Raw genomic sequence first — 26,642 nt, forward strand, 5'->3', positions numbered from 1 at the left:
ATACCAGTCTGAAATTCTACCCAGTATATACAAGATAATACCAGCAATAATTAAATGGATTATTTTTTCACTCCACGGAGCATATCCAACGAAAAGTATATAAAGTATCCAAAAAAAACAAAATGGAAATAAGAACATTGCCAGATGATTCAGGATGAAAGCCAATATCTTCTTTATAAAGAAAATCATATTATTAAATCCTGCTTTCAACTTTATCAATTAGTTTGTTGAACATGCCTATACCATATGTTCTTTTCATTTTTATCGCTTCGGTTAATGGCTCAACTTGCTCTTCAAATAGGAAAAAAAGAAGGTCTAGATCATCCTTTCTTAGTTCAGAGTATACTTCAGGATTCTGCTCTTTTAGAGACCGAGATCTATATATTGACCTATCCATCATCCCGCCTGCCATCAAGCCATAATAAACAATCCCTGTGAACATTTTTTTCATATTGCCAATTTTTTTTGATGCTCTCATTACAACCTGAGATATAATAAAACTCCCAACTAATCCTCCTGCTATTTTATTATATATAGTCTCTTTTTTTGCTTCAGAAACATTACGGTTAAAAATATCGAAAATTCTCGTTACTGCTTCAATGATTTTATCTCTTGAAACAATTCCTCTATGGATAGCTTTAATAACTCTCTCTTTTTCTCTTGATCTCGATGAGCGTGAATCTGTATCAATAAATCCATAGGCGAGATACCCGAAATTTTTTCCGAGTTCACTTACCCCATTTCCCATTCCTTCATAAAAATCCGTAGTGGTTAGCATCTTCACTATACGGTCAGCCAGTTCATCCAGATCTGCTTCAGTCACTGTCATTCCATCCATGAATTACAAGATTACTTAGCTTAGATTGTAGTGTAATCGCTCAATGAGCGGAATACATTCTTATTACATTAATAGGTTGGTAAGTATTTCATTGGAAAGAGATTTGTTTAAGGTAGTGGTAAGCTGACATGTTAGCTGGACAACGACTTAAAAAGTTTGCCGTTGAGAAACTGAGAATTCAAAGCAATGAACCGAGGTGATAATACAATCTAGCCATCCTTGGCCTTAAATCTATCCTGTTTGTGTAAACTCAGACTTAGCCAGCGACAGAAACGATACTCGTTTTACCATATGAAGCTGACTCAACATGGTCTCCCCACCACGCCATCATTTCTCTGCGCTGTTCAAGATACTGCGCCCTGTTATAGGCTCTCCTGACTTCATTAGTATCGATATGTGCTAACGCTGCTTCGATCACATCAGGGGGAAATCCTTTTTCATTGAGGATTGTCGAAGCAATGGTTCTCATACCATGAGCCACAAGCATATCTTTGAAGCCCATACGCTTGAGTGCCATGTTCGCTGTCTGACTGTTCATTGGCTCAAGTGGGTTACGGTATCCGGGGAAGACATAATCCCTGTGCTTACTGATGGGTTTCATGACTTCCAGAATCCCCAGCGCTTGCTCTGAGAGTGGGATAACGTGCTCACGCTTCATCTTCATGCGACCAGCAGGAATACGCCATTCTTTTGCGTCAAAATCGATTTCATCCCAGCGTGATTCGGCGGCTTCTGCTGGTCGAGTCATGGTGAGTAATTGCCATTCGATAAGGCAACGGGTTTGTCTCCCAATGCTGGCAAATGACAGTGTTTTCATCAGAAGTGGTAATTGTTCTGGCAAGAGGGCAGGGCGATGCTTCACCTTCGGCTTATGGAATGTTCGTCCAATTCGTGCGGCTGGATTTACAGATACCAGACCAGAGTTGAGAGCATAATCCATGACTTCATTGATACGCTGACTCAGACGTTTAACTGTTTCAAGTCTTCCTGCGGCATGAGTGGGTTCTAACGCCCCAATAAATCGTTGAGCCGTGATGTTAGCAATAGGCATAGAGCCAATGTGTGGGAACACATACTTACTCATAGAGCGCCAAATATCATTCAACGTATGTGTTGCCAAACCTGCTGACTCTTTAGTTTTAAACCATTCGGCAGCAACTTTTTCAAAGGTGTTCTCTGTAGCATTTTTTTCCGTGATTGCTCTGCTTGCTTATGCTCCTGCGGGTCAACGTCTTTGCTAAGAAGAAGTCGTGCATCTTCGCGGAGCTTACGAGCTTCGGCAAGAGATACCGCAGGGTAAGTACCAAAGCTAATCATGGCGCGTTTGCGAGTGAAAGGTTTGTAATAGCGGAATCGCCAGAGTTTTGAGCCACCGGGCTTAACCAGTAGCTCTAAGCCATCCCCGTCATACAGGATAGTGGCACGTTCAGTCGCTTTGGCATTTTTGACTTCGGTGTTGTTAAGGGGCTTTGTCTGACGCGCCATATTATTCTCCAATCACTGGTTAGGCATATGGCTCAGACGACACAATGAATTGTATGCCTAAAGATATGCCTAAAAATGTTGGATTTCACTGTATCAGTGTGGACTTTGCTAGACAACAGAAAAACAGCAGGTCTTCACAACCTACTGTTTATTCTGTTCTTTATAGTCTTGTCTGGACTTCAGTAGACAAAACGTTGGGGATAATTTGGTCGGCACGAGAGGATTTGAACCTCCGACCCCCGACACCCCATGACGGTGCGCTACCAGGCTGCGCTACGTGCCGATGCTATGGGCATTCATACTACCTTTTCCTGACCTTATTGCAATAGCCTGATGGAACGACTGCTTTAGATTTAGGCAGTTAGTTGGCAATAAAGCGTCTTTCGTTCGTTAGTACCTGCAGGAGCAAAGCAAGTTGTGGTTTTTCATCATTCAGCCGATTTCCCGCCATATCGTAAGCCCGGTAGTTCCCGTTGTTTTCCAACATGATGAGTTGTTCCGGCGTTGTGATGAGCAGCGTGCCGCCGTTGCCGTTAATCAACCACGGATAGCGTCGTTGAGCAGAGAACAGGTCTTCGCCCTGTGAATAATCATCCGTGCTGTTTTTAACGTGGAGCAGGCGCTGCATTAGCGTGGTCATGACGTCTTTGTTGTCCGTCATTTTGGTAATGGTCTGCGCAGGTGTGTTTGGCCAGTGAACAATGAGCGGCGTTTGCCACTGGGTACGGGCAAAACGTGCCGCATTGCTGGCATTAGCATTCTGGTTTTGTGCGGTTGTCACTATGACGACCGTATTATTCAGGATGTTTTTTTCCTGCAGGGTATTAATAATTTGCCCAATCTGGCGGTCAACGTCCTGAATATTCATGCGGCCGTTAGGCTCAGCACTTTTGCCATCTGTGGTTTTTGGTGCGCTGTTCAGTTCAACGTAAGAGAACCAAGGTGCTGGGTTATTATCGCGGCTGAGCCATTCCTGCCATTGCGTAATAATGGCATCACCGCTTTGCTGCTGCGGTGCCGGTAAGGAGAAATCAGAAAGCAGCGCCTGACGATAAAGTGGGCTGTTGAAGCCGTTCGCCGAAAATAACCCAAACTGATAGCCCTGTTGGCTTAACGCGGTGATCAAGGCAGAAGGTTTACGCGCACTCAGAATACCATCCATATAGGTCGTCGAGAGGCCGTAAAACAGATTAAACAAGGCGGCGTCTGGCTGCGAACCCGAGTCGTAATGATCGCTGAAACGCACGTTTTCTGCGGCGAAACGCGATAGGTTTGGCATACGGTTTTGTATGGCGTCAGGCGGTATATCGTCGATCATCACCATCAGCAGGTTGTAGCCGCTGCCATTATCGCGGAAGGTGATGTTGCTGAGCGGATACTCTACCGTAATGGCTTCAGGATTGCCTTGTTGCGTCAGCCGACGCTGATATTCTTGTGCATCCAGCAGACCATGTTTTTCCAGAAAACGACGTGCCGTCATCGGATAAGACAGCGGCAGGTTGGCGCGCTGCATGGTAATCGGACGATAGAAATTCGCATCGGCCCAGATGTACATCAGATGTGACGCGAAGAATGCCGAGATGAAAACGCCCGCTAACGGTTTGCCAAAATGGCGACGGTTCAGGCTGCGGAGTTTTTGCCAGCACCAGGTGCCGAACAGCATTTCCGCCATGAAAATCAACGGAATGCCGATAAACATCCACTGCCAGTCGCGGGCAATTTCACCTTGTCCCGGATTGACGACGAGTTCCCAAACGGTGCTGTTGAGGTGCAGGTGAAAGCGTGTAAATACTTCAACATCCACTAGCAGTATCGTCAGCCCGGCCGTTGCCAGCGCCGCAGACAGGAACCGTAGCAAGCGCTGCGACATCACAATAAATGTGAGCGGGAAGATAACCAGCAAATAGGCAGCAAAGACGATGAAGCTAAAATGACCAAGCCAGCTAACCAGTGCGTAAAGTCGACCGAACAGGGATGTCGGCCAATCGGCAACAAACAGGTAGCGGCTACCCAGCCCCAAAGTGAGCAAAATGTTGAATAAGGCGAACCAGTGTCCCCAACTGATCATCTGGGAGACTTTTTCGCGGTAGCGCTGACGGTTGGTTACCATACGTTGGTCAAAACTTAGTGAGCTTTATCGGCTTTTTTAATCGAAGCCTGTAGGGCTTCAGCGAAAGAACGCGCCAGAACCTGACGTTGTGCAGGTGCGATGCTGGTGTTAATCAGGTTCGTCACCATGTTACCGAGCACCATCAAAGCAAGATCGGTTGGGGCGTGGTGCTTTTCCAGAACACTGACCATCTCAGAAAGCAGTTGTTCAACGTGTTCGTCACTATAACGGGATGATTGTGGCATAAAATGGCGTATCTCAAGCTGGTAAAGTCGCTTATCTTACCGTATAGGCTTATGCTTTTCTGCACTTTTATCATTAACGTACTTTTATCACTGGCGTACTTTTATCAATAAGTAGTGTAGACGCTTAGCGCGCGTACAGATGTAAAGGGCCAGCTTTAATGTGTTGCGGGTCGTTCGTATCAATGTTTGAATACGCGCCTTGCCAAAAGGAGAGTTTATCATGAGTCTGGATATCGCCCAGATTGCCCTGCATCAGCTAATTAAACGTGACGAACAAACGCTGGAAATGGTGTTACGTGATTCCCTATTGCCAACCAATGCGGCAGTAGAAGAGATGATGGCTGAACTGCATCGCGTCTACAGCGCCAAGAGTAAGGCCTATGGGCTGTTTAATGAGCAAAGCGAGCTGGCGGATGCGCTGCGAGCTTGTCGCAAAGGGGATGAGGATTTTCTAAGTTTCTCACGCGCCGCGACTGGACGCTTGCGTGACGAGCTGGCGAAGTACCCGTTTGCTGAAGGCGGTATCGTGTTGTTCTGCCAGTATCGTTATCTGGCGGTCGAGTATTTGCTGATCTCGGTGCTCAATAGCTGCAACAGCATGCGAGTTAATGAACAGCTGGATATCAGCACCACGCACTATCTGGATATCAATCATGCCGATATCGTTGCGCGTATCGATTTGACGGAATGGGAAGTTAATCCAAAATCCACTCGCTATCTGACGTTCCTCAAAGGCCGCGTCGGGCGCAAAGTATCTGACTTCTTCATGGATTTTCTGGCCGCGTCAGAAGGGCTGGACACCAAAGCACAAAACCGTGGCTTGCTGAAAGCGGTCGATGAGTATTGTGACGAAGCGCAGTTAGATAAAAACGAACGCCAAAATTATCGTCAGCAGGTGTATAGCTACTGCAATGAGCAGTTGCAGTCCGGTGAGGAAATCGAGCTGGCATCGCTGTCGCAGGAATTGCCACCGCTTGGCGAGAAGACCTTTCAGCAGTTTTCAGCCGATCAGGGCTATGAGCTGGAAGAAAGTTTCCCTGCCGATCGCGGGACGCTGCGTCAACTGACCAAATTTGCTGGCAGCGGCGGCGGCATCAGCCTGAATTTTGATGCTCTATTACTCGGTGAGCGAATTTTCTGGGATCCGGCGACGGATACGTTGACGATTAAAGGCACGCCGCCGAATCTGCGCGATCAGTTACAGCGTCGGACGAGCAGCGGTAAGTAGTCGGCGCCAGAAGATGCTGCCCTTTTTCTTACTTCAGGAAAAGGGCAGTGGCTGATAACGGTTTGAAACGATAGTGATTAGAAGTATTTAAGCCAGCGGATGTCTCTGCGGCGGGCTTTTAGGCGGGCAAACGCGCGAACGGGCGAAAATAACACGACCATCAGCGCCAGAGTACACACCCACAATTGCCAGACGGCAGAAAAGCCGAACCATTCTCCCTGATTTTTCCCCCAGATCGCGACAGCGGTTAAATACATCCCTTTTAAAACATACAGATGCAGTAGGTAGAAAAACATCGGTGCCGCACCGAAGCTCGCCAGCATCACCAACCAGCGCTTTTGCTGCTGACGCTCGAATACGGCAAGCAGGCAGAGCCCGATGCTAAGCGTCAGACAGAGGAACAGCAATGATGGCGGGTATTTCGTGATGTTGAAATAACTCATGAGCGTCTGTGTGATGACATCGCCCTGCTGCCAGGGCTTTTCGCCATACAGGTTGATGCTACGCAGGACGAAGAACAGCGCTAGCGTGATCCCTGCCAGAGTGAGCAGGGCTTTCTGACGCTGAAGCGGAAACACCTCTTTTCGATATAGTGCGCCAGCTGCATAGCCAAGTGAAATGACACCAATCCAGGGAAGTACCGGATATGAAGTACGCATACGGAATGTGTCGCCGATGTCTATCCAACCGCGATCGTGCAGAATCGCCCAGGGAATGGACCAGATGGAGTCTGCGGAAGCCTGCAGAGGGTCCAGCAGGTTATGTCCGCCCACGATAACGATGCCCAGTATCAAAACCAGCCCGGCAGGGAGCCAGATCAGCGTACTGAGGGCGAGCATGCTCATGCCGATTGCCCAGATTACTTGTAAATAGATAACCTGCGGCGGGAATTGGAACGTCCACGCAAAGTTGATCAACGTGAGCTCAAGAAGAATGAGAATTAAGCCGCGTTGGAATAGGAAGAGGGCGGTTTGTCGGCGATCTTGCACTTTCTGATGATAAAGTGCGGCAGAAAGTCCGGTTAAAAAGACAAATACGGGAGCACATAAATGCGCCAGCGTACGGTTGATGAATAGCATGGGGTCGGTACTGGTTACATCAATCGGATCGGCGAGTTGCAGGTGCAGATAAAAGGTTTCCCGCACATGGTCCAGTAGCATAAGTACCATAACCAGACCGCGCAGGGCATCGATAGCGATAAGTCGCTGTGAGATATCACGAGACATGTTCACATTCCTTTGTGAATGAATAAATTTTTATAAAAAAAACGCCGCATAAGCGGCGTTCTTCTTTTCCGGCGTCCCGGAAAACAACTTCAGCGCAAACTAAACGCGAACGAAGTCGATGTGAGTCAGTTTTGGCTTGTAAACGTGACGTTGTACAGCCTGAACTTTAACTTGAACTTCTTTGCCATCGATAGACAGGATCAGTGTTTCACCGTAGAAGCCATCTTTCACTTCTTGGTTTTTTACTGAATCGTGATCCAGTTCGATAGATACTGGTGCTTCTGAACCACCGTAAACGATGGCTGGGAATTTACCAGCTGAACGCAGGCGGCGGCTCGCACCCTTACCCTGACCTTGACGTGCTTCTGCTTTGATAGTAATCATGTTCTTCTCTACTTATATAAAGTATTCCTGCTACAGGCGACCCAGCAACAGGTGGGACTATTCAGCTTTTGCGAACAAAAGCGGGCTGAATTCTAGCGGAATATGGCTCTGCGGGCAAATGAATCCCAAAATTACTCGTCATACTTCAAGTTTCATGTACGTTGGCAGCGTTCTGTCACCCGAATCACTTACCTGAGTAAGCTCATCGGGATTCTCTCACTTGCCGCCTGCCTGAAACTCGAATTATTTAGAGTATACCTTAGCCGCGGAGCTCGTTGGCGCGGCGGAAGCGCCCCTGATAATCAAAGAGCTTTTCGCGTATTTGCCAGAATTTTCCGTGTTTGCGGGCGACGACAAAATCAGGCGCACGTAATAAAGGTTGCTGTGCGATGACGTCAGCGGCATTTTGCCAGTTAAACGGGGTTCCCGGTGCGCGTTGGTGAACACGCAAAAATTGTTGCAGGAAGACGTGGCGCTGAGCGGTAGTGTGCAGACGAAAACGTTCGCTAACTTCGGCACCTTCCTCATCGTGGTAGGTGATCTTCAGCCATTCTCCTTTCGCATCCTGCCCCTGCTCGAAACTCATGCCGCTACAGCGCAGAACTAGCGCATCTTTCAGTTTCAGCGCCGCTTTCAGCATATCGTCAGGATCGACCAATACCTCGTCACACTGGTGGCAGCGCCGTGCGGCAATATCATTTTCCGCACCGCAGTGTGGACACACTTTAAACCGAAACCGGAAATTACACTGCTGGCGTTGGCCGCTCTCCGCCATTTCCCAACCCTGACAGCGGCGGCCATAGTGTTCGATGATGTCGCCATCTGGGGTGGTTTTCCCCCAGAATAGATTGGCAAAGCCACATTCAGGGCAGAAGACCTGTACCGGTTGGCTACCAGCATGCGCTTTACTGTTACCGACTTCTGGCGTATAGAGATCGTGCGGATTACCAGCGTAATCCAGTATCAGGCAGTCCGTTTTCCCCGGATACAAACGTAAACCGCGACCGACGATTTGCTGATACAGGCTGACGGATTCTGTTGGGCGAAGGATGGCGATGAGATCGACATGCGGAGCATCAAAACCGGTCGTCAGCACTGCCACGTTGACCAGATACCGCAGCGACTGCTGTTTAAAGGCGTTGATCAGCGCATCACGCTCGGCCGCTGGCGTATCGGCGCTAACCAGTGCAGCCTGTCCGGCCGGTAGCAAGGCCGTAATTTCTTTGGCATGTTCGACGGTGGACGCAAAAATCATCACGCCGCGCCGCGTTTGCGCATAATCGATGACCTGGCTGATGATGTGCGGCGTAATACGCTGCTGACGTTTGAGTTCGAGGTTCAGGTCGGCTTCGCTGAATAGCCCGTTGCTGCGGGCGACGAGCTTACTGAAATCATATTGCACCACTGGCATATCCAGTCTGTCTGGCGGCACCAGAAAGCCATGCTTGATCATATAACGCAGCGGCAGCTCATAGATGCAGTCGCGGAACAAACTGCGTTCGTCGCCACGGATCATGCCGTGATAGTGATACTGATATATCCAGCCTTTGCCAAGCCGATAGGGCGTCGCCGTTAAGCCGAGCAGCCGCAGCTGTGGGTTAGTTTTTTGCAGGTGCTGGATGATTTGTTGATATTGGCTGTTATCGTCGTCGCTAATGCGGTGGCATTCATCAATGATCAGCAGGGAGAAGGCATTGTCGAACTGGTCGAGATTGCGCGCAACGGACTGCACGCTGCCAAAAACCACCTTTCCCTGACTCTCGCGCTGCTGTAGTCCCGCCGCGAAGATATCTGCTTCCAAATCCAAGGCACAGTATTTGGCATGGTTTTGCGCGACCAGTTCTTTGACGTGCGCGAGCACCAGTACGCGACCACGAGCAAGCCGCGCCAGTTCAGCAATCACCAGGCTTTTCCCCGCACCGGTAGGCAAAACAATAACGGCCGGTTGGGTGTGACGGCGAAAATAGTCGAGTGTGGCGGAAACTGCCTCACGCTGGTAAGGCCGTAGTGTGAACGAGGCAGACTGTGTGAACGACATAACTAGTGCTGGCAGATTTTACTGGCGCTGGTGGTAAAGCCTGCATCGTGCGGGATGAATTTCCCGCGTTCAGACAGAAATTGTACCAGCATTGAGGCCGTCATATTTTCGGCGGAACAGGTGTGAAAACGCGCTGCGCTGCCAAAGCGGGCTTCTATAGTGCTAATCAGCTGTTCGGTGGTAAACGACTCACCGGACGCGAGCATCATTTGCAAAACTTCATGACCGTGAATAGATGACATGCGGTTGCCCTCAAAAGATAGAAAATTGTCCCTATTATGCCTGTTGATAATACCTGGCGCGAGAGATAAGCAAGGGGAGCGCAGCCTGAAGGTTGACTAAAAAGAGCAAGTTATGGACGGTGAATTGCAGGACGAGCAGGCAAAGCCCCGTTATACTACGATCTCACAATTTAGGGTCTCACGATTTGAGACTGGCAGTTATTTGAGACAGGTAGTGAGTTTTAATGCGATTGGACAAATTTTTATCCCAGCAATTGGAAATTAGCCGCTCACTGGTAGCGCGTGAACTCCATGCACAGCGTGTTACCGTTGATGGTGAAGTGGTAAAAAGCGGCGCGTTCAAGTTATCCCCTGAGCATAATGTTGAGTTTGATGGCGAACCGCTGAAACAACAGAATGGCCCGCGCTATTTCATGTTGAATAAGCCTCAGGGCTATGTCTGTTCAACGGACGATCCCGATCATCCCACCATTCTGTATTTCATGGATGTCCCGGTGGCGTACAAACTGCACGCGGCGGGGCGTCTGGATATCGATACCACCGGACTGGTGCTGTTAACTGACGATGGGCAATGGTCGCATCGCATTACCTCGCCTAAGCACCAGTGTGAAAAAACGTATCTGGTGACGCTGGAACAGCCGCTGGCCGAGGACACCGCCGCGCAATTTACGGCGGGCGTGCAACTGCATAACGAGAAGAAGCTCACCAAACCCGCTACGCTTGAGAAGATAACGGATTATGTCGTTCGACTGACGATTAGCGAAGGTCGCTATCATCAGGTCAAAAGGATGTTTGCGGCAGTGGGGAATCGGGTCGTTGAGCTGCATCGCGAACGTATCGGTGGCATCTATCTGGATAGCGAACTGGAACCGGGAGAATACCGGGAATTAAGTGCTGAGGAGATCGCCAGCGTAAAATAATGCTGCATAGCATGACCTTTTTTCTTATCTGGAGTTATTAGTGCAATTACGCCGCTCTTCTCATTTTGGGCTGATCTTTATTCTCGGCCTGATTTCGATGCTAATGCCGTTAGCTATCGATATGTATTTACCTGCGTTGCCGACCATTGCTAACGAGTTTGGCGTGGGGGACGGTCATGTCCAAATGACGCTCAGCACCTATGTGCTAGGTTTTGCGATTGGCCAGATGTTTTACGGGCCGATGGCGGACAGCCTGGGACGCAAGCCTGTCATTCTCGGCGGTACGCTGGTTTTTGCGTTTGCAGGCGTGGCCTGTGCGCTGGCACAAACGGTAGAGCAACTGATCTACATGCGTTTTCTGCACGGCGTCTCCGCTGCGGCGGCTGCGGTGGTGATTAATGCCCTGATGCGCGATATGTTCTCGCGGGATGATTTTTCTCGCATGATGTCGTTTGTCGTGTTGGTGATGACTGTCGCACCGCTCATTGCGCCCATTGTCGGTGGCTGGCTGCTGCTGTGGTTTAGCTGGCATTCCATTTTCTGGACGATCTCTGGTGCGGCTTTTCTGGCATCAGCGCTGATTTTCTTTTTTATTAAAGAAACCTTACCGCCCGCTAAGCGGCAGAAATTTCATCTGCGCACCACCATTGGGAATTTTGCCATCTTGTTCCGCCATAAGCGGGTGTTCAGCTATATGGTGGCAAGCGGGCTTTCGTTTTGCGGCATGTTCTCCTTCCTGAGCGCCGGGCCGTTTGTGTATATCAATCTGTATGGCGTATCTCCTCAGAATTTTGGCTACTACTTTGCCCTGAACGTCGTCTTTCTCTTTGTGGTGACGCTGTTTAACAGCCGCAATGTACGACGGTTGGGCGCGCTGGCGATGTTCCGCGCAGGGCTGGTGATCCAGTTTGCGATGGGAATATGGCTGGTGATTGTCTGCCTGTTCGATCTCGGATTCTTACCGCTGGTATTTGGCGTGGCACTGTTTGTCGGCTGTATTGCGATGGTGGCGTCGAATGCGATGGCGGTGATTCTCGATGATTTCCCGCATATGGCAGGGACGGCCTCGTCGTTGGCTGGCACGCTACGCTTCGGTCTGGGCGCGATTGTGGGGGGGATCCTCTCTCTGGCCTCATTCAACAGCGCCTGGCCGATGGTGCTATCGATGGCACTCTGTTCGATAGGTGCCTTTCTGCTGTATCTGTACGCAACTCGTTCCCCCGCGTCCTGATTTTCCCTTCTTCTTAGATGCAGGAAAGATGTTCCTGCATCTGAGTATTTTCTCTCTGATTCCTCATATTCCCTCTTAAGGTGATACCCAGATATGGTTTTTTGTTTTGTTAATGTAAAATGTTTTACCCAAAAGTGAACAAATGGGCTGAAAAGGGTTGAGATATTAAATGGAAAAGGTTACATATAGCCGGAAAAGAAGAAAAATTCGTGATCAATTTGGCATTAATAGTCCTTGCAATCGAATCTGTTAGTCACTATCACGATATGAAAAAAGCGTGTTTGTTGTTTTTTTGTTCACTAAAAGTGGCGAGAAATGGTGTGAACACGCTACTATGATAAATATGTTACTATTTTGTGAATTATTACCTGAGGAAAACAGTAGTGGACAGTTTCCAACTTTCGGTAGTTCATCGTTTGCCGCAAAGTTATCGCTGGTTATCGGGTTTTGCAGGTATCAATGTTGAACCGATTCCGCTGAGCGGCAGAGAAGAAGAGAATAACCTGATTGGCCTCAAGCTGTTGAGCCATGACGGCGATATTGCATGGAAAATCATGCACCAATTGCATCAGTCTCTGTCTGAAATTCAGGTTGAATGCGCCGTTCTGGAATGGGAAGGCGAACCGTGCCTGTTTTTGCATCGCAATGATGAAAGCACAGCAATGTGCCGTCTGAAAAATGTTGGTGTCGCTATCGCTGAGTCCGTATCGGCACAATATCCCTTTTAAACCGCAGCGTCAGCAGATTGGCGCTGCGGTATTCCCTCATTTATGCTGACTGCGTTTCCGCCGTATAGGATGAAAACTGTAGCAATTCGCGCGTGTAATGTTCGGCAGGGTGCGCGAATACCTGTTTGCATTCGCCCTGTTCGACCACTTCGCCTTGTCGCAACACAATAACCTGATGACACAGCGATCGGATAACTTGTAAGTCATGGCTGATAAACAGGTAGGCGATTTTGTGCTTTTCCTGTAATGATTTCAGCAGCGCCAGAATTTGTGCCTGCACCGTTCTGTCCAGCGATGACGTGGGTTCATCGAGGATCAGCAGCTCCGGTTGCAGTATCAGGGCGCGAGCGATAGCGATACGCTGACGCTGACCACCGGAAAACTCGGAGGGATAACGGTAGCGGGTCGTGGGATCCAGCCCGACTTCCTGCATCGCCTCAATCACACGCTGATCGAGCGCCTCTTTGCTTAACTTATGATGGACGGTCAATCCCTCAGCAATGATTTGCTCCACATTTAGCCGCGGGTTTAGCGCGGAATTTGGATCCTGAAAAACAACCTGAATCCGGTGGCGGAAAGGTAGCATTTGCTTGCGGGTTAGTCCTTGCAAGGGCTGGCCGTCAAACCAGATATCGCCGCGTGATTGAATCAGGCGCAGCAACGCTAATCCAGTCGTGCTTTTTCCTGAGCCGGATTCCCCCACTAGCCCCAGACTTTCGCCACGTCGCAAGGTGAAGTTGATATTGTTCACTACCTGTTTTTCGTCAACGGTACGGCGCAAAAGACCACGTTTGATGGGAAACGAAACGTGCAGTTTTTCCACCCGCAAAAGAGGTTCGCCGTCATCCGTTACCGGAAGCGGCTCGCCTGACGGCTCTGCATCCAGCAACTGGCGCGTGTAGGGGTGCTGCGGTGCGCTGAAAAGCTGCTGGCAGCTATTGTGTTCCACCGCCTGACCCGCTTTCATAACCGATACGTTATCTGCCAGCTGACGGACAATATTCAGGTTGTGGGTGATGAACAGTAAACTCATCCCCAGCTCCTGCTTCAGCTCGTTCAGCAATTTTAATATTTGCGCCTGAACGGTCACGTCTAGCGCCGTTGTGGGTTCGTCGGCAATCAGCAAATCCGGCTGTGTCAGCAACGCCATCGCAATCATGACGCGCTGGCGTTCCCCGCCGGAAAGCTGGTGCGGGAAATCATTCAATCGGCTTTTAGCCTGCCGAATACCCACGCGATCCAGACAGGTGATGACTTCGCTGCGGGCGGCCTCGGTGCGCATGCCACGGTGGAGTGAGAGCACCTCAATCAGCTGTTTCTCAATGCTTTGCAAAGGGTTAAGCGACACCATCGGTTCCTGAAAGATCATCGCAATCCGGTTGCCGCGTATCTGACGCAGTGTTTTTTCATCAGCATGTAGCAGCGATTGCCCTGCGAAGCGGATATCCCCTTGCGGATAAACCACGGGCGGGGAGGGGAGCAAGCGCAACACCGATAGCGCGGTGACGCTTTTCCCCGAACCTGATTCACCGACCAGCGCCAGTGTCTCACCCGCGTTTACCGCCAGTGAAAGTTGGTCGACAACGCGCTGCTCCTGATCGCCTTTGCGGAAGGCAATACTGAGATTATCTATCTGCAATAAAGGTGAACTGGACATATTAATGCGCCTTGCTGGGGTCAAAGGCGTCGCGCACCGCTTCGCCGATAAAAATGAGTAAGGAAAGCACGATGGAAAGCACCATAAATACGGTAATGCCCAGCCACGGCGCCTGAAGGTTATTTTTCCCTTCCAGCAATAAAGTGCCTAATGATGGCGAGCCCATCGGCAGACCAAAGCCGAGAAAATCCAGCGATGTCAGCGTGGTAATCGAACCGCAGAGAATAAAGGGCAGGTAGGTCAGCGTAGCGACCATCGCGTTTGGCAGCATGCAGCGGAACATAATGGCGCGGTCGCTGACGCCCATCGCCTGCGCCGCACGAATATAGTCAAAATTTCGGGTACGCAGAAATTCTGCCCGTACCACGCCAACCAGACTCATCCAGCCGAAAAGCACGGTAATGCCTAATAACCACCAGAAATCCGGCTGAATCACGCTGGACAGCAAGATAATGAGAAATAGCGTCGGCATGCCGGACCAGACTTCGATAAAGCGTTGTCCCCATAGGTCGAAACGTCCGCCGTAATAGCCCTGTGTCGCCCCGACGACGATACCAATCACGCTGGACAGGATCGTGAGCGCCAGACCGAACAGCAGTGAGATACGGAAGCCATACATTACTTGGGCGACCACGTCTTTCCCCTGGCTGTCCGTGCCCAGCCAGTTTTGCCAGTCTGGTGCAGAGGGGAAGGACGCTGTCGTGGCGTAGTTTATGGTGTCGTAGCTGTAGTGAATCAGCGGCCAAATAGCCCAGCCGTGGCTGCTAATACGCTCGGCGATATAAGGATCGCGGAAGTCAGCGGTGGTATCCAACTGTCCGCCGAATGTCCGCTCGCTGTGGTCAACAAGCACCGGCGTATAGAACTGGCCGTCATACTTCACCAGCAGCGGTTTGTCATTGGCGATTAATTCGGAAAACAGACTGACGATAAACAGCACCATGAAAATCCACAACGACCAGTAACCGCGACGATTACTTTTAAAACGCGCCCAGCGCGCTTGATTAATCGGGCTTAAGCGGCTCATTGGCGTCCCTCAAAATCGATACGCGGATCCACCAGCGTATAGGTTATGTCGCTGACGATATTCAGCAATAAGCCGATCAGCGTGAAGATATACAGCGTACCGAACATGACGGGGTAGTCACGTTGCAGCGTGGCGTCATAGCCCAACAAACCCAGCCCGTTGAGTGAGAACATCACCTCAATCAGCAGCGAACCGGTGAAAAACATACTGATAAACGTGGCGGGGAAGCCGGCGATCACCAGCAACATGGCATTACGGAACACGTGGCGGTAGAGAATGCTCTTTTCATCCAGTCCTTTGGCGCGCGCGGTAACCACGTACTGTTTACGAATCTCATCCATAAAGGAGTTCTTGGTAAGCATGGTTAAGGTGGCGAAACCGCCAATGACAGAAGCCAGAACCGGTAGCGCGATATGCCACAAGTAATCGGTAATCTTGCTGTACCACGGTAGGGTGTCAAAATTGCTGGAAACCAGCCCTCGAAGCGGGAACCAGTCTAGATAACTGCCGCCTGCGAACAGTACAATCAAAATGATCGCAAACAAAAACGCGGGAATGGCATAGCCGATAATGATTAACGTGCTGCTCCAGGTATCGAACGGTGTGCCGTTCTTCACGGCCTTCTTGATGCCAAGCGGAATGGAGATCAGGTAAACAATCAGCGTACTCCACAGCCCCAGCGTGATCGAAACCGGCATGCTCTCTTTAATGAGTTGCATTACCGAAGAACCTCGGAACAGGCTGTCGCCGAAGTCAAAACGCACGTAATCCCACAGCAGTTTAAAATAACGTTCATGGATTGGTTTATCAAAGCCATAGCGCTTGGTGATTTCTTCGATAACTTCCGGGTCGAGCCCGCGCGAACCCCGATAAGCATTCTCGATGTTTGGTGCGCCGCTGGTGCCTGTTCGTGCCATTCCGGCATCCATCCCACTGCTAGCGGTATAACCGCTGCCGTGTCCCATTTCAATTGCCGCGATGGCTTGATCTACCGGGCCGCCGGGGGCAATTTGCACAATGAAGAAATTTATTGTGATGATCGCCCACAGGGTTGGAATGACCAGCAAGAGGCGGCGTAACAGATACGTTCCCATTTTGATTCCTTAACGTCGCTCTGCGGGCAGCGTAGCCGCCTGTTTGGTATCGAACCACCAGCCATCAAAACCAAGCGAATAGGCTGGGCGTACAGCAGGCATGGCAAACTTGTTCCAATAGGCGAAACGGTCATGATTGGAATACCACATCGGGATCATGAGCTGATTCCAGGTCAAGACCCTGTCCAGCGCGCGGCCTAATGACAGCAGGGGGACTTTCTGCCCTTGATGCTTAACGATTTCCTCGATGAGAGAATCAATCGCGGGATCGCTGACGCCCGGTCTGTTGTAGGTCGAATCGATATACTGCGAGCTCCAGCGGATTTGCAGGTCGGCACTGGGGTAAAGAAACGCGCTGTACACCGTAGCCGTCATGTCAAAATCCCGCTTACGGATACGGTTGTTGAACTGCGTGCTGTCGATGTTACGTACGTTCATGGTGATGCCCAGCTTTTTCAGGCTCTGCTGAAAGGGCAGGACATACTGCGAGTTGCCAGCACTGGGCAATAGCAGTTCAAAGGTAAACGGCTGTCCGGTTTTGCTATTGACCAACTTTTGATCTTTCAATTCCCAGCCAGCCTCTTCTAGCAGCTTGAGTGCCTTTAGCCAGTTTTGCCGATCATAGCCGCTTCCGTCGGAGGAGGGCGGTTGATAACTGGGGCCAAAAACCTCGGCTGGCACCTTGTCCTTCAGCGGCGTCAGCCATGCCAGTTCCTCTGCACTGGGTTCGCCTTTAGCAGCATACTCCGTATTCTGGAAATAGCTGTCGGTACGTTGATAGGCGTTGTAATACAGCGCTTTGTTCATCCAGTTGAAGTCAAATGCCAGTGCTAACGCCTGACGAACTCGGCGATCCTGAAACAGCGGTCGCTGGATATTGAATGCCAGCCAGCGCGTATCCTGAGCGGATTGGTTGACCTGATCCTGTTTGATGATGTAGCCGCGCGCAAAGTTGCCGCCCTGATATTGCGTCGCCCAATGCTTTGGCGAACCTTCTTCACGCAGGTCGAAAGCTCCAGCTTTAAAGGCTTCCAGCGCAACGCTGTCGTCGAGATAGTAGTCGTAGCGGATTTTATCGAAATTGTACTGGCCTTTATTTACTGGCAAGTCGGCCCCCCAATAGTCTTTCACGCGTGAATAGGTGACATATTGGCCGGTACGATAGGCGGTGATGCGGTAAGGGCCGCTGGCCGGAGGTGGATACGATAGCGGATCGCTGAGTTTATGATTCTTCCAGAATTTCTCTGGCATGATGGGCAATGTCATCAGACTGAATATGCGGTTTTTGTCGGATACGGGAAAATCGAAGCGCACAGTCAGCGGTGCAACGGCCTTGGCGGTGACATCTTTAAAGTAGATGCGAAACTGCGGCACGCCCTGCGTCATGAACATATTGTAGGTAAACGCGACGTCAGCTGCCGTGATTGGTGAGCCGTCATGAAAGCGGGCTTTGGGATTCATCTCGATTTCAATCCAGCGGAAATCCGCCGAATGGCGTGTTGTCAGGGCGACCAGCGGATAATAGCTGCCGGGTTCGTCATCAGAGGAAACAAAGAGCGAATCGTAGAGGCGTTCAGTACGTGCCGCTGCCACGCCACGTAGCGCGTAACGGTTGAAATTGTCAAAGGTACCCAGTGAGCTGAGAGTGATGCTACCGCCTTTGGGAGCATCAGGATTGACGTAATCAAAATGGCTGAAGTTCTCGGCATATTTGGGTTCACCCAAGAGTGCAAAGCTGGTGCTGTTCTCAGTCGTCTCGGCATGCGCCCCAAAATGGGCCGTGCAAAGCAATACGGCAGCGATAACGCGTTTTAACATCTGACGGTAATCTCCTGCGAGTGGACGTTATCTGGTTGGGCGTTGTCTGATGCAGACATGCCATACCGTAACATCAACAATGCCGATTTCCTCGGCATAAAGTTCTTGAAATAATTAACATTCCCATCGGGAAGCTGCGTGTTTTCTTTTTATCATGAAATCAGGTGATAAACCTACCTTAATCACGGCCTGTTAATGTTTCAGGTTGTTGAGTCAGTCATATTTTGCGCAGTATGCCGCAGAAGGGGAGGGGGAGAGGTATTCGAGGGGCTTCAAATCAGAGGGTGCTGCATATAAAAGTCAGTTTGAGGGGCACGCAAGGCCCCTCATTCAGGTTATCACCAAGGCGCCGCGAGCACTGGCGACTCCTCGTGTGATGGGAAATGTGGTAGTACGTCCTCAGCCAACTCTTGAATGACCTCCGCGGCTGGCCGCTCCGAGAACTGAATACCCAGCGCAGCATGGTTGACACCTGCTTGCTGCCATTCCTCCAGCAAAGCGATGAGACCTTTACGTCCCGTGCGCAAAACATAGCCACCACGCAATGGGGTGCGCGGGTGATCGGGGTCGTCTACCAAGTCTAGCCATTCGTTGGTCATGTGCGGCCGGAATCCACCATCGGGAATCAGGTTGCGCCAGGCTCGGATCTTTTCTGCCAGGCGTTGTGGCCCCTGACGGTTGTGTGTAGCTTCGGGATAGGTCAGCCAGCCATCTGCATGATCGGCGATCCATGCTAGGGACTGGCCGGACGAACTGGTGACGATTAGCGGAATTGCGCCAGTGGTGGGCTTGGGTAAGAACTCTGCACCGTCGATTCGGCCCAGAGGCGAATCAATAGACGGGGTGGCCGCTTGCATCAACTGGCGAAAGTACGCCACTGTCTGCGAAAACCGTTCGCCGCGCTCACTATGTTCTAGTCCATACGCGGGAAACTCGCTGGCTCGGTCACCGGAGGCGATGCCCATCACCAATCTGCCACCCGATAGCTGGTCGATGGTCGTAGATGCCTTGGCTAGGTCGATCGGATGACGTAGGGAAAAGACTGCGCTGCCCGTTGCCAGCGCAACCCTCTTCGTTTTTGCTGCAAGGAAAGCCAGATAGGTGAAAGGATCGAATACCTGTCCTGCATCGCCGAATGACGGGTCAAACAGCGGCACATCGCGCACCCATACGGCGGCGAAGCCGCGACGGTCGATGTCCGTCACCAGATCCGCTTGCCCAGCCAACACACGCATGTCGCCTTTGTAGAAGCGTAGCGGCAAGAAGATTCCGATGGTCAATCGGTCAGGAGTGAACATCCGCCGATAACCCGGATGTGTGGAAAACGCGGCAAAAGAAGCACCGCCTGAAACCTGGATAGCAGTCATGATTAGTATATCCTTGCGTAGTCTCTGATTCATGCGCCCGTTGCGGGGGCGGGGAGCGTGATGCCCTTGCGCACGGCGGGTCTTGCCGCCACACGCTCATGCCAGTCAGTCAGGTGCCGATATGCACTGAAGTCAAAATCGATGACTCGCGCAATGTGCGTCCAACCGAAGTGGGCGATATCTGCGATGGAATAGTCATCGCCAGCCAGATAAGGGTGTTCGGCCAGTCGGGCATCTAATGTGGCAAACGCGTCATGGGTCAGGTGACGATAGCGTGCGATGTTGGCGGGCTGCCTATCTTGGGCGAACAGCTCAAAATGCACCCACTGACCTAGGATCGGCCCAACGCTTGCCGCGTGAAACACCAGCCATTGGATGGCCTCCCAGCGTTTCTTGGGCTCTGCCGGAAGTAGCTGCCCCGTTTTCTCTGCCAAGTACAGTAGGATGGCTGCTGACTCGAACACTGTGATTCCCGTCTCATCGTCTTTGATCACAGGAATGCGCCCGTGCGGATTGAGACGCAGGAACTCGGGTTGCCTATGTTCCCCATTGTCGATGTGGATGTGGTGCAAGGTGTACGGTAAGCCTAGTTCTTCCAAAGCAATGGTGATCTTGAAGCCGTTGGGCGAGCTGTCGGTGTAAAGCTGAATCATCGTGCGATCTCCACAACGGCCGTCTTACTCGGCAGGACAAGCGCCGCGCAGGCTAAACCGACCACTACCAAGCTAGCAGACACTAAGACGGCATAGCTGAAGCCTTGCGCAGCGCTGCCCCCATTAGCGAGTACCGCGATGCTGACTGCGACGCCAACTGCCAATCCGATGGCGGAACCGACCTCTTGTGTTGTCGTGAGCATGCCGCCAGCTACACCGTGATCGACGGCATCAATCCCTTCGATACCAGCCACCGTCCAAGCGGGGAACGCGATACCGTAACCGATGCCAGCCAGCAGGGTGCCGGGCAGGATGGATGTGCTCCATGAGGCATCAGACGCCAGTGATGCGCCCAGCAAAGCTAGCCCGCCGATGAACAACGTCAGGCCGCCCAGAATGACGGGTTTGGTGTCCATTCTGGCGATCAGTGCAGGGCCACCCCAGGCACTGGCCAGCGTGAAGGCTGTTGCCATCGGGAGCAGCCCCAGCCCTGTCTGCGTGGCAGTGAAGCCTAGGATCTCCTGCATGTAGAGCGCAATGACCACGAAGGTCGGGCCTAGAGCGGTATTCGCTAGCAGTGACACCAGATTGGCACCGCCCGTCATACGCCGCCAGAAGATAGAGAGAGGCATCAACGGAGTCTCAACCTTACTTTCCACCCAGATGAACAGCGCCAGCAATGCCAGAGCCAGACCGATTAGCCCGAATGTGACAGGAGAAGACAGACCGACATGTTCGCTATTGGCAAAGGCATAAACCAGTGTTGCGGCACCTGCGACGACCAACAGCGCACCGCCAATGTCCAATTGTCGGGCTACTGTCTTGGTCTCGGGCTTACCATGTGGTAGGGCACCAGCCAAGGCGATGACTAACAGGCCGACAGGGACGTTGATCCACAACACCCAGCGCCAGCCCATCAGGTCGGTAATGATGCCGCCCAGAATCAGACCCGCGACAAACCCACTGGCAGCTACGGCTGTCCAGGCCCCAAGCGCACGGTTACGCTGCTTCTGTTCGGGAAACACTGCCAGAAGTAATGAAAATGCAGAGGGTGAAAACAATGCGGCGCCAAATCCCTGTAAGGCGCGGGTGGCGATCAGCATCATAGGGCTCTGTGAGAAACCGCCGAGCAAAGAACCGACAGTAAAGATTGCCAGCCCAGTCAGGAACATGCGCCGACGGCCAAACATATCGGCGGCACGCCCACCCAGCAGTAGGAACCCTGCAATGGCTACGCCATAGGCATTAATGACCCACTGCAAGGCGCCCGGCGTGAAGCCTAGGCTGTCCTGAATCTGCGGCAAGGGAATCATGGTGATGGAGAAGTCGAGTAAGGCGACGAACTGCGTCGTGCAAAGCAGAATCAGGCAAAGTCGCCAGCGTGGATTGTTCATATAATCTCCAAAGTTAATATACTTTATCTAAATCTATCTATTACTTCTAAACAGTCGGTATGATGGGCGCTAATCTCCGTTATCGGAAACGATCATTTCTTCTATTGAAATTTAGGAAAACTAAATCTGATGACAATATCGCTCCCACTGTTGGCGTTGCGCACCTTTGTTGAGGTTGGGCAGCGAGGTAGCATCAAGGCTGCTGCTGAAGCACTGAACGTAACGTCTGGCGCAGTTAGCCAACAGATTCGGGTGCTGGAAGAGCGGGTTGGGGTGGTGCTTTTCACACGAGAGCGGCAGGGGCTGCGGCTCACTGAGGCGGGGGCTGATGTTCATCCCTCGCTGCTTCAGGCTTTTGAGCAAATCGAAAAGGCTGTGCAGACTTTAGATCAGATTAAGGCCCGCCAGACCCTGACAGTCAGCACGGTTGCCACTTTTGCGGCATCATGGCTAGTGCCGCGTTTGGGCCGATTCAACCATCGCTATCCGCACATTGAGGTAAGGGTCGAGGCGACCTCGGCCGTCGTAGACATGCGGCGAGATCGTGTCGATGTAGCACTGCGGCATGGGTTGGGGGTCTACCCAGGTCTGGATGTTACCCGGCTGATGGCACCTGTACTGGTGCCGGTGGCTTGCCCTGGATTGGTTACTACGGATGCGACACTCAAAGAACCTGAAGATTGCCTGGCTTACCCGTTGTTACACGATAGCGATCGTGCAGACTGGCCGCTTTGGCTTGCAGCGCATGGGGTTGCCGAAGACCCTCGCGCCGAGCGAGGAACAGCGTTTGAGGATGACTTCCTGTTGATTCGTGCGGCGGAAGCTGGCCAGGGACTCGCGTTAGTGCCGTTAGAGTATGCGGAAGATGAAATTGCTGCGGGGCGCTTGGTGCAGGTGCTCGACAAGCCGTGGCCCGCGCGGTTCGCCTATTATGTGGTGACGAAACCGGGTGCCATGCAGCGGCAAGAGGTCAAGGCGTTTGTGGACTGGATCTTGGAAGAAGTACTGGGCATTGCATGACGCAATCCGCCCGACAGTGTGGTCAGGTATCACCCTAAGATTTTGATAATCCTGCTGGGGCAAGTCCAGATAGAGTCGAGCGAATTTCGGAACTGGGTCATGGTGAAATAAAAAACGCCACTTATGGTGATAAGCAGCGTTGATGTCGTCTGGTTTCGTTGGCTAACAGCAAAGTTCTTTTACTAACAAAACAATATCACAGCAAGGGAGCGATATTGTTTAGCTGGTTTTTCCTTTACTCAGGACACGGCGTCCTTCCTGATAACGCTTATTCCAGTAGTCTTCGGTCATTTTAGAAATGATGACACCACTGCTGGTTGACGCGTGGACAAACTGATCGTTGCCGAGATAAATGCCAACGTGGCGGCCGGTTGAACCTGCACGGAACAGAACCAGATCGCCAACGCGCAATTTGCTGCGCTGAATTTGCTGGCCCATCTCTTGCTGTTCATAGGTTGAACGCGGTAAATCCATACCAAACTGTTCGCGGAAGGTGCGCTGAACGAAAGCTGAGCAGTCAATGCCACGGCGACTATCACCGCCTAAACGGTAACGAACACCTTTCCAACTGGCATATTGGTTAAGTAACTTGGACTTGATGTCTACGTTACGAACCAGTGCTTCAAATTCATCCTGAGAGGCTTGCAGTAAAAGACCATCTTTATCATTAACTGCATGCATATCAGTTTGAGCTTTATTGTTGTATGCACTATTACTTCCACAGGCGGAGAGCATCATTGCTACCGCGATGGCAGGCACTGCCCGCCAGATATATCTCAGAATCGGTTGAGACTTGACCATTGTTGTTATGTTCCCTTGCTGTCCTTAACGATAAATATCGCTATGTAGTATCCCCATTTCATTGGGGTATAAATGCCAAACGAAAACGAGACTCAGACTAAATCAGAGTTTCTTCTTAGCCAAACACTCATCGGCGAAAGTGTGCCGGAATGCACATTATTTCTCTTGCCGCCGCTAGTTCAGTGTGCGCTAAAAAGCAAACTTGAACGAGACTACCGTAACAGCAGCAGGATTGCGAGCAGTTTTAACTATTTTATTTATAAGATTTAATGATGTGTTCAGCTAAAAAATGTCGATGTAAAAAATCTGAAATCATGTGAATTTATACTGTCGATTTTTTAGGTAATAGTCGGTTTAACAGGGCAATAGCGGCATCGCTTGCTGGCGTTAATAGCCACCAGCTCAGTCCGACCAGAACAACAGAGAGCGAACCGACGGCAATATCGGTAAACCAATGTGCACCAATCATGATGCGAGGCAATGAGAAAATCACCATGATGGCCAGACCGATAGCGAAAGCGGTGCGGGTAAAATAACGCAGCATAAACGCAGCAAAGATCATCAGCATCATGCCGTGGTCGCCGGGGAAGCTGTCCGATGAAGCATCTTTGGTTGGAATACCAGTTAAATCTGAAACGCGGTTGACGTCACTAAAATAGAGGGTCGGGCTGGCGTGTTGCACCGGTAATAAATGTCCTGCCTGATTCAGCACGACGGCGGTTAACAGCATGACAACACCGAGGATCAACAAACGTCGACGTTCTGTGGGCGTAGCTTTTAGATAAAACGACAGGTACAGCAACCCCATCGCAACGAGCGCACAGCCGTCAAACGCGCGGTTATTCGTAATAGCAACCAGATGTAAAAACGTCGGGCTATCAACCAAGAGGCGGTTGAAATAGAAAAAGATATGGCTGTCGATCGTGAGCCAAAAACCATGATTTTCCGGTAGATACCAGGATAAAAACAGGCCGATGCCCAATACATTGAGCATTAAAATAGAAGAAAAACGAGCAAATGACATAAGGCAAAACATCCAAACAAAGACGAAAAAACTCCAGTTTACTCTACGTTAGCTAAACGAGCCTTTAACAACGAGGCTTGTAACGTATTCCATTCTGCTGGTGTTTCATTAATGACTTCGATACGGCTATCAATCGGTGCCGCCGATCGGGTTTCTATATGAAGATCGTGTCCCTGACGGTTCACGACGAGCGTTCCTTCCTTTATACGCATTACCCCTTTAACCCGACTCACGGGAGACAGGCGGACCCAGTCCAGCAGCGCGGCGGTATCAAAAGCGGTTTCAGGTGCGAATATCCAGCCGCAGGCGTGGTAGCCCTGTCCCTGATTGAGAGAGCGGCGCCAGGGTTGTCCACCCGGTAATTGCAGTGCGGCCAAGCCATTTGTTGGCTTATGCGAGTGGTGGTGGGTGCCATCCGGCAGTTCACGTATGTTGTGTCGAGACTGATCAAGTTGTTGCCGATCAACGTTTCCCTGACTGGCCTCGATAACTTGTCGACCATCACCGCTTGCCTGCTGCCACTGCTGCAAAGCAGCGAGATCGTCGGCGGTATAAGTATCGCGCTTGTTGGCGATAATAATGTCAGCGGCGGCAAGCTGATCGCGGAAGTTCTCATTTTCCGTGTAACGGGTCTCGCTTAGCTGACGTGCATCCAGTAGGCACAGCGTAGCCTGTAATGTCAGCCAGGGCTGATAAATATCACTCGTCAGCAAGGAGAGAATTTGTTTCGGGTGGCCGAGCCCCGTGGGTTCGATGAGCAACCGATGAGGCTTTTTCTGTTGCAGCAGCATATTCAGGCCAACCTGCATCGGCAAGCCGTTCACGCAGCACATGCAGCCGCCGGGAATTTCTTTCAGGACGGCACCACTGTCCGCCAGTAACGCACCGTCAATGCCCACTTCGCCGAATTCATTGACCAGCACCGCCCAGACTTCGTCTTCAGGCTTTTGCGATAGAAGATGACGAATCGTGGTGGTTTTTCCACTACCCAGAAATCCCGTAATCAAATTGACTTTCGTTAGCATGGCAGGCTCCTAATGCGGGGGAGGGGTGACGTGTGCCGGATTGGTCATCCGGCGACAAGTATTGTGCGGAAAGCACAATGTAGACTGTTAGTCTGCGCGACCCATGTAGCGACGTTCTGGAATATGAATGCGGATCTTTTCACCTGCACTCAGATATTCTGGAACAGGGATAACCAGACCAGTGCTCATGGTCGCAGGTTTGTTGCGCGAACTGGCTGAAGCACCTTTAATGCCCGGTGCCGTCTCAACAATTTCCAGATCGACCGTTTGTGGCAGTTCCAGCGCGATGATTTGGCCGTCCCAGCTCAATACCTGAATCCCCGGCATGCCGCCTTCAGGGATAAACAGCAGCTCTTCTTCTATTTGATCTTTTTTGAAGAGGTAAGGAGTGTAGTCCTCATCATCCATAAAGACATACTCATCGCCGTCAATATAGGAAAAAGTAACCGTGCGGCGCGTCAGTGTGATGGTATCGATAATGTCGTCGCCCTTAAAACGCTCTTCCACTTTCAAACCCGTGCGGACATCAGAAAAACGCATTTTGTACAGCGTGCTGGCTCCGCGGGCGCTAGGGCTCTGGACGTCGATGTCCTTTACCAACAATAACTTGTCGTTATAGTTAACGACCATTCCGCGTTTAATCTCGTTCGCTCTTGCCATAAAAATTACCTGCTATAAAGGAGTGTGATTTTTGTGGCGACACGTTACTCGCGCCGGAGAATTCAGGCAAGCATAAGATACGTGGTCTTATATTGGTTTTTGGTAGAAGGGCTGTTATGGTGGCGCGCTCTACTTCTTGTCAGCCCACCGGAGTGCCTGCTGATGGACTGTCGCCCCCATTGCGGTGCCTGCTGTATCGCGGCATCGATTTCAACGCCGATGCCGGGTCTGCCGCACGGCAAACCTGCAAACACGCCCTGTATTCATCTTGATGACGCGATGCGCTGCGGGCTGTTTCATTCCCCACTGCGGCCTGCGGTTTGCGCGGGGCTGAAGCCGCGCGCCGATATGTGTTTCAGCCATCGTGATGAGGCGATGATTTATCTGCTCAAACTGGAAGCCGACACCGCCCCTTAACGCGCGGCGA

24 protein-coding genes, 1 tRNA gene and 1 pseudogene are annotated in these 26,642 nt (G+C 51.2%); 6 read left to right on the top strand and 20 right to left on the bottom strand.

The window, feature by feature from the left end; translation table 11 throughout:
- Nucleotides 1-193 precede the first annotated feature (193 nt).
- From JFY74_08440 to JFY74_08460, 5 genes and pseudogenes are all read right to left on the bottom strand, one after another.
- Nucleotides 194-823, bottom strand: a complete 630-nt coding sequence (locus JFY74_08440; GenBank protein QQG30036.1) for a hypothetical protein — start codon at nucleotides 821-823, stop codon at nucleotides 194-196.
- Between the two features lie 271 nt (nucleotides 824-1,094).
- Nucleotides 1,095-2,323 (bottom strand): annotated as a pseudogene (locus JFY74_08445) (tyrosine-type recombinase/integrase).
- A gap of 206 nt (nucleotides 2,324-2,529) precedes the next feature.
- A tRNA-Pro gene (locus tag JFY74_08450) sits at nucleotides 2,530-2,606 on the bottom strand.
- A gap of 78 nt (nucleotides 2,607-2,684) precedes the next feature.
- Entirely contained in the window at nucleotides 2,685-4,433 is a 1,749-nt protein-coding gene (locus tag JFY74_08455; protein QQG30037.1) for a DUF3413 domain-containing protein, read from the bottom strand.
- Between the two features lie 14 nt (nucleotides 4,434-4,447).
- Nucleotides 4,448-4,678: a YejL family protein gene (locus tag JFY74_08460; GenBank protein ID QQG30038.1), complete on the bottom strand. Its 231-nt coding sequence runs from the start codon at nucleotides 4,676-4,678 to the stop codon at nucleotides 4,448-4,450.
- A 220-nt stretch (nucleotides 4,679-4,898) separates the two neighbouring features.
- Here JFY74_08460 and yejK point away from each other — a divergent pair, with 220 nt between their 5' ends.
- The gene (gene yejK / locus JFY74_08465; protein QQG30039.1) at nucleotides 4,899-5,906 is read left to right on the top strand and encodes a nucleoid-associated protein YejK; all 1,008 of its coding nucleotides are present in this window, start codon (nucleotides 4,899-4,901) and stop codon (nucleotides 5,904-5,906) included.
- Nucleotides 5,907-5,983: 77 nt separating this feature from the next.
- Here the strand turns inward: yejK and JFY74_08470 are convergent, their stop codons facing one another.
- The 4 genes from JFY74_08470 to JFY74_08485 form a co-directional block, all read right to left on the bottom strand.
- Nucleotides 5,984-7,132 (bottom strand): DUF1624 domain-containing protein, encoded by a 1,149-nt coding sequence (locus tag JFY74_08470; protein QQG30040.1) that lies wholly within the window; start codon nucleotides 7,130-7,132, stop codon nucleotides 5,984-5,986.
- A 99-nt stretch (nucleotides 7,133-7,231) separates the two neighbouring features.
- Nucleotides 7,232-7,516, bottom strand: coding sequence for a 50S ribosomal protein L25 (rplY, locus tag JFY74_08475; protein QQG30041.1), 285 nt, complete (start codon nucleotides 7,514-7,516; stop codon nucleotides 7,232-7,234).
- Between the two features lie 259 nt (nucleotides 7,517-7,775).
- Nucleotides 7,776-9,554 carry a DEAD/DEAH box helicase gene (locus tag JFY74_08480; protein ID QQG30042.1) on the bottom strand — a complete coding sequence of 593 codons (1,779 nt, stop codon included), beginning with the start codon at nucleotides 9,552-9,554 and terminating at the stop codon, nucleotides 7,776-7,778.
- 2 nt (nucleotides 9,555-9,556) lie between these two features.
- Nucleotides 9,557-9,796, bottom strand: coding sequence for a YecH family protein (locus JFY74_08485; protein ID QQG30043.1), 240 nt, complete (start codon nucleotides 9,794-9,796; stop codon nucleotides 9,557-9,559).
- A gap of 224 nt (nucleotides 9,797-10,020) precedes the next feature.
- Here JFY74_08485 and rsuA point away from each other — a divergent pair, with 224 nt between their 5' ends.
- The 3 genes from rsuA (at nucleotide 10,021) to JFY74_08500 (ending at nucleotide 12,675) form a co-directional block, all read left to right on the top strand.
- The gene (gene rsuA, locus JFY74_08490) at nucleotides 10,021-10,716 is read left to right on the top strand and encodes a 16S rRNA pseudouridine(516) synthase RsuA (GenBank protein QQG30044.1); all 696 of its coding nucleotides are present in this window, start codon (nucleotides 10,021-10,023) and stop codon (nucleotides 10,714-10,716) included.
- 40 nt (nucleotides 10,717-10,756) lie between these two features.
- The gene (locus JFY74_08495; GenBank protein ID QQG30045.1) at nucleotides 10,757-11,947 is read left to right on the top strand and encodes a Bcr/CflA family multidrug efflux MFS transporter; all 1,191 of its coding nucleotides are present in this window, start codon (nucleotides 10,757-10,759) and stop codon (nucleotides 11,945-11,947) included.
- A gap of 383 nt (nucleotides 11,948-12,330) precedes the next feature.
- Nucleotides 12,331-12,675 carry a hypothetical protein gene (locus tag JFY74_08500; GenBank protein ID QQG30046.1) on the top strand — a complete coding sequence of 115 codons (345 nt, stop codon included), beginning with the start codon at nucleotides 12,331-12,333 and terminating at the stop codon, nucleotides 12,673-12,675.
- Between the two features lie 40 nt (nucleotides 12,676-12,715).
- On the opposite strand, the gene yejF is transcribed toward JFY74_08500, so the two are convergent.
- The 7 genes from yejF to JFY74_08535 form a co-directional block, all read right to left on the bottom strand.
- Nucleotides 12,716-14,332, bottom strand: coding sequence for a microcin C ABC transporter ATP-binding protein YejF (gene yejF / locus JFY74_08505; GenBank protein QQG30047.1), 1,617 nt, complete (start codon nucleotides 14,330-14,332; stop codon nucleotides 12,716-12,718).
- A gap of 1 nt (nucleotide 14,333) precedes the next feature.
- Nucleotides 14,334-15,359, bottom strand: coding sequence for an ABC transporter permease subunit (locus JFY74_08510; GenBank protein QQG30048.1), 1,026 nt, complete (start codon nucleotides 15,357-15,359; stop codon nucleotides 14,334-14,336).
- Nucleotides 15,356-16,453, bottom strand: coding sequence for a microcin C ABC transporter permease YejB (locus JFY74_08515; GenBank protein QQG30049.1), 1,098 nt, complete (start codon nucleotides 16,451-16,453; stop codon nucleotides 15,356-15,358). The genes JFY74_08510 and JFY74_08515 overlap by 4 nt, the downstream gene beginning before the upstream one ends.
- Before the next feature lie 9 nt (nucleotides 16,454-16,462).
- Nucleotides 16,463-18,271: an ABC transporter substrate-binding protein gene (locus tag JFY74_08520; GenBank protein ID QQG30050.1), complete on the bottom strand. Its 1,809-nt coding sequence runs from the start codon at nucleotides 18,269-18,271 to the stop codon at nucleotides 16,463-16,465.
- Between the two features lie 338 nt (nucleotides 18,272-18,609).
- The gene (locus JFY74_08525; GenBank protein ID QQG30488.1) at nucleotides 18,610-19,569 is read right to left on the bottom strand and encodes an LLM class oxidoreductase; all 960 of its coding nucleotides are present in this window, start codon (nucleotides 19,567-19,569) and stop codon (nucleotides 18,610-18,612) included.
- Between the two features lie 98 nt (nucleotides 19,570-19,667).
- Complete coding sequence (locus JFY74_08530; GenBank protein ID QQG30051.1) at nucleotides 19,668-20,291, bottom strand: glutathione S-transferase family protein; 624 nt, start codon at nucleotides 20,289-20,291, stop codon at nucleotides 19,668-19,670.
- Nucleotides 20,288-21,685 (bottom strand): MFS transporter, encoded by a 1,398-nt coding sequence (locus JFY74_08535; GenBank protein ID QQG30052.1) that lies wholly within the window; start codon nucleotides 21,683-21,685, stop codon nucleotides 20,288-20,290. Before JFY74_08535 ends, JFY74_08530 begins: the two co-directional genes overlap by 4 nt.
- A 129-nt stretch (nucleotides 21,686-21,814) precedes the next feature.
- Here JFY74_08535 and JFY74_08540 point away from each other — a divergent pair, with 129 nt between their 5' ends.
- Nucleotides 21,815-22,705, top strand: a complete 891-nt coding sequence (locus JFY74_08540) for a LysR family transcriptional regulator (protein QQG30053.1) — start codon at nucleotides 21,815-21,817, stop codon at nucleotides 22,703-22,705.
- Between the two features lie 219 nt (nucleotides 22,706-22,924).
- On the opposite strand, the gene mepS is transcribed toward JFY74_08540, so the two are convergent.
- The 4 genes from mepS to yeiP form a co-directional block, all read right to left on the bottom strand.
- Nucleotides 22,925-23,506 carry a bifunctional murein DD-endopeptidase/murein LD-carboxypeptidase gene (gene mepS, locus JFY74_08545; protein QQG30054.1) on the bottom strand — a complete coding sequence of 194 codons (582 nt, stop codon included), beginning with the start codon at nucleotides 23,504-23,506 and terminating at the stop codon, nucleotides 22,925-22,927.
- 322 nt (nucleotides 23,507-23,828) lie between these two features.
- Nucleotides 23,829-24,530 carry a phosphatase PAP2 family protein gene (locus JFY74_08550; protein ID QQG30055.1) on the bottom strand — a complete coding sequence of 234 codons (702 nt, stop codon included), beginning with the start codon at nucleotides 24,528-24,530 and terminating at the stop codon, nucleotides 23,829-23,831.
- Between the two features lie 38 nt (nucleotides 24,531-24,568).
- Complete coding sequence (locus tag JFY74_08555) at nucleotides 24,569-25,555, bottom strand: GTP-binding protein (protein ID QQG30056.1); 987 nt, start codon at nucleotides 25,553-25,555, stop codon at nucleotides 24,569-24,571.
- Nucleotides 25,556-25,642: 87 nt separating this feature from the next.
- Nucleotides 25,643-26,215 carry an elongation factor P-like protein YeiP gene (gene yeiP, locus JFY74_08560; GenBank protein ID QQG30057.1) on the bottom strand — a complete coding sequence of 191 codons (573 nt, stop codon included), beginning with the start codon at nucleotides 26,213-26,215 and terminating at the stop codon, nucleotides 25,643-25,645.
- Nucleotides 26,216-26,377: 162 nt separating this feature from the next.
- Here yeiP and JFY74_08565 point away from each other — a divergent pair, with 162 nt between their 5' ends.
- Complete coding sequence (locus tag JFY74_08565; GenBank protein QQG30058.1) at nucleotides 26,378-26,632, top strand: YkgJ family cysteine cluster protein; 255 nt, start codon at nucleotides 26,378-26,380, stop codon at nucleotides 26,630-26,632.
- Nucleotides 26,633-26,642 lie beyond the last annotated feature (10 nt).

It is taken from the genome of Pectobacterium carotovorum (assembly GCA_016415585.1).
Lineage (GTDB): Bacteria > Pseudomonadota > Gammaproteobacteria > Enterobacterales > Enterobacteriaceae > Pectobacterium > Pectobacterium carotovorum_K.

What these genes read in the sequence shown, in the direction of transcription:
- JFY74_08455 (QQG30037.1), bottom strand. Translation starts at nt 4,433, where the DNA reads ATGGTAACCAACCGTCAGCGCTACCGCGAAAAAGTCTCCCAGATGATC.
- JFY74_08460 (QQG30038.1), bottom strand. Translation starts at nt 4,678, where the DNA reads ATGCCACAATCATCCCGTTATAGTGACGAACACGTTGAACAACTGCTT.
- yejK (QQG30039.1), top strand. Translation starts at nt 4,899, where the DNA reads ATGAGTCTGGATATCGCCCAGATTGCCCTGCATCAGCTAATTAAACGT.
- JFY74_08470 (QQG30040.1), bottom strand. Translation starts at nt 7,132, where the DNA reads ATGTCTCGTGATATCTCACAGCGACTTATCGCTATCGATGCCCTGCGC.
- rplY (QQG30041.1), bottom strand. Translation starts at nt 7,516, where the DNA reads ATGATTACTATCAAAGCAGAAGCACGTCAAGGTCAGGGTAAGGGTGCG.
- JFY74_08480 (QQG30042.1), bottom strand. Translation starts at nt 9,554, where the DNA reads ATGTCGTTCACACAGTCTGCCTCGTTCACACTACGGCCTTACCAGCGT.
- JFY74_08485 (QQG30043.1), bottom strand. Translation starts at nt 9,796, where the DNA reads ATGTCATCTATTCACGGTCATGAAGTTTTGCAAATGATGCTCGCGTCC.
- rsuA (QQG30044.1), top strand. Translation starts at nt 10,021, where the DNA reads ATGCGATTGGACAAATTTTTATCCCAGCAATTGGAAATTAGCCGCTCA.
- yejF (QQG30047.1), bottom strand. Translation starts at nt 14,332, where the DNA reads ATGTCCAGTTCACCTTTATTGCAGATAGATAATCTCAGTATTGCCTTC.
- JFY74_08510 (QQG30048.1), bottom strand. Translation starts at nt 15,359, where the DNA reads ATGAGCCGCTTAAGCCCGATTAATCAAGCGCGCTGGGCGCGTTTTAAA.
- JFY74_08515 (QQG30049.1), bottom strand. Translation starts at nt 16,453, where the DNA reads ATGGGAACGTATCTGTTACGCCGCCTCTTGCTGGTCATTCCAACCCTG.
- JFY74_08520 (QQG30050.1), bottom strand. Translation starts at nt 18,271, where the DNA reads ATGTTAAAACGCGTTATCGCTGCCGTATTGCTTTGCACGGCCCATTTT.
- JFY74_08525 (QQG30488.1), bottom strand. Translation starts at nt 19,569, where the DNA reads ATGTTCACTCCTGACCGATTGACCATCGGAATCTTCTTGCCGCTACGC.
- JFY74_08530 (QQG30051.1), bottom strand. Translation starts at nt 20,291, where the DNA reads ATGATTCAGCTTTACACCGACAGCTCGCCCAACGGCTTCAAGATCACC.
- JFY74_08535 (QQG30052.1), bottom strand. Translation starts at nt 21,685, where the DNA reads ATGAACAATCCACGCTGGCGACTTTGCCTGATTCTGCTTTGCACGACG.
- JFY74_08540 (QQG30053.1), top strand. Translation starts at nt 21,815, where the DNA reads ATGACAATATCGCTCCCACTGTTGGCGTTGCGCACCTTTGTTGAGGTT.
- mepS (QQG30054.1), bottom strand. Translation starts at nt 23,506, where the DNA reads ATGGTCAAGTCTCAACCGATTCTGAGATATATCTGGCGGGCAGTGCCT.
- JFY74_08550 (QQG30055.1), bottom strand. Translation starts at nt 24,530, where the DNA reads ATGTCATTTGCTCGTTTTTCTTCTATTTTAATGCTCAATGTATTGGGC.
- JFY74_08555 (QQG30056.1), bottom strand. Translation starts at nt 25,555, where the DNA reads ATGCTAACGAAAGTCAATTTGATTACGGGATTTCTGGGTAGTGGAAAA.
- yeiP (QQG30057.1), bottom strand. Translation starts at nt 26,215, where the DNA reads ATGGCAAGAGCGAACGAGATTAAACGCGGAATGGTCGTTAACTATAAC.
- JFY74_08565 (QQG30058.1), top strand. Translation starts at nt 26,378, where the DNA reads ATGGACTGTCGCCCCCATTGCGGTGCCTGCTGTATCGCGGCATCGATT.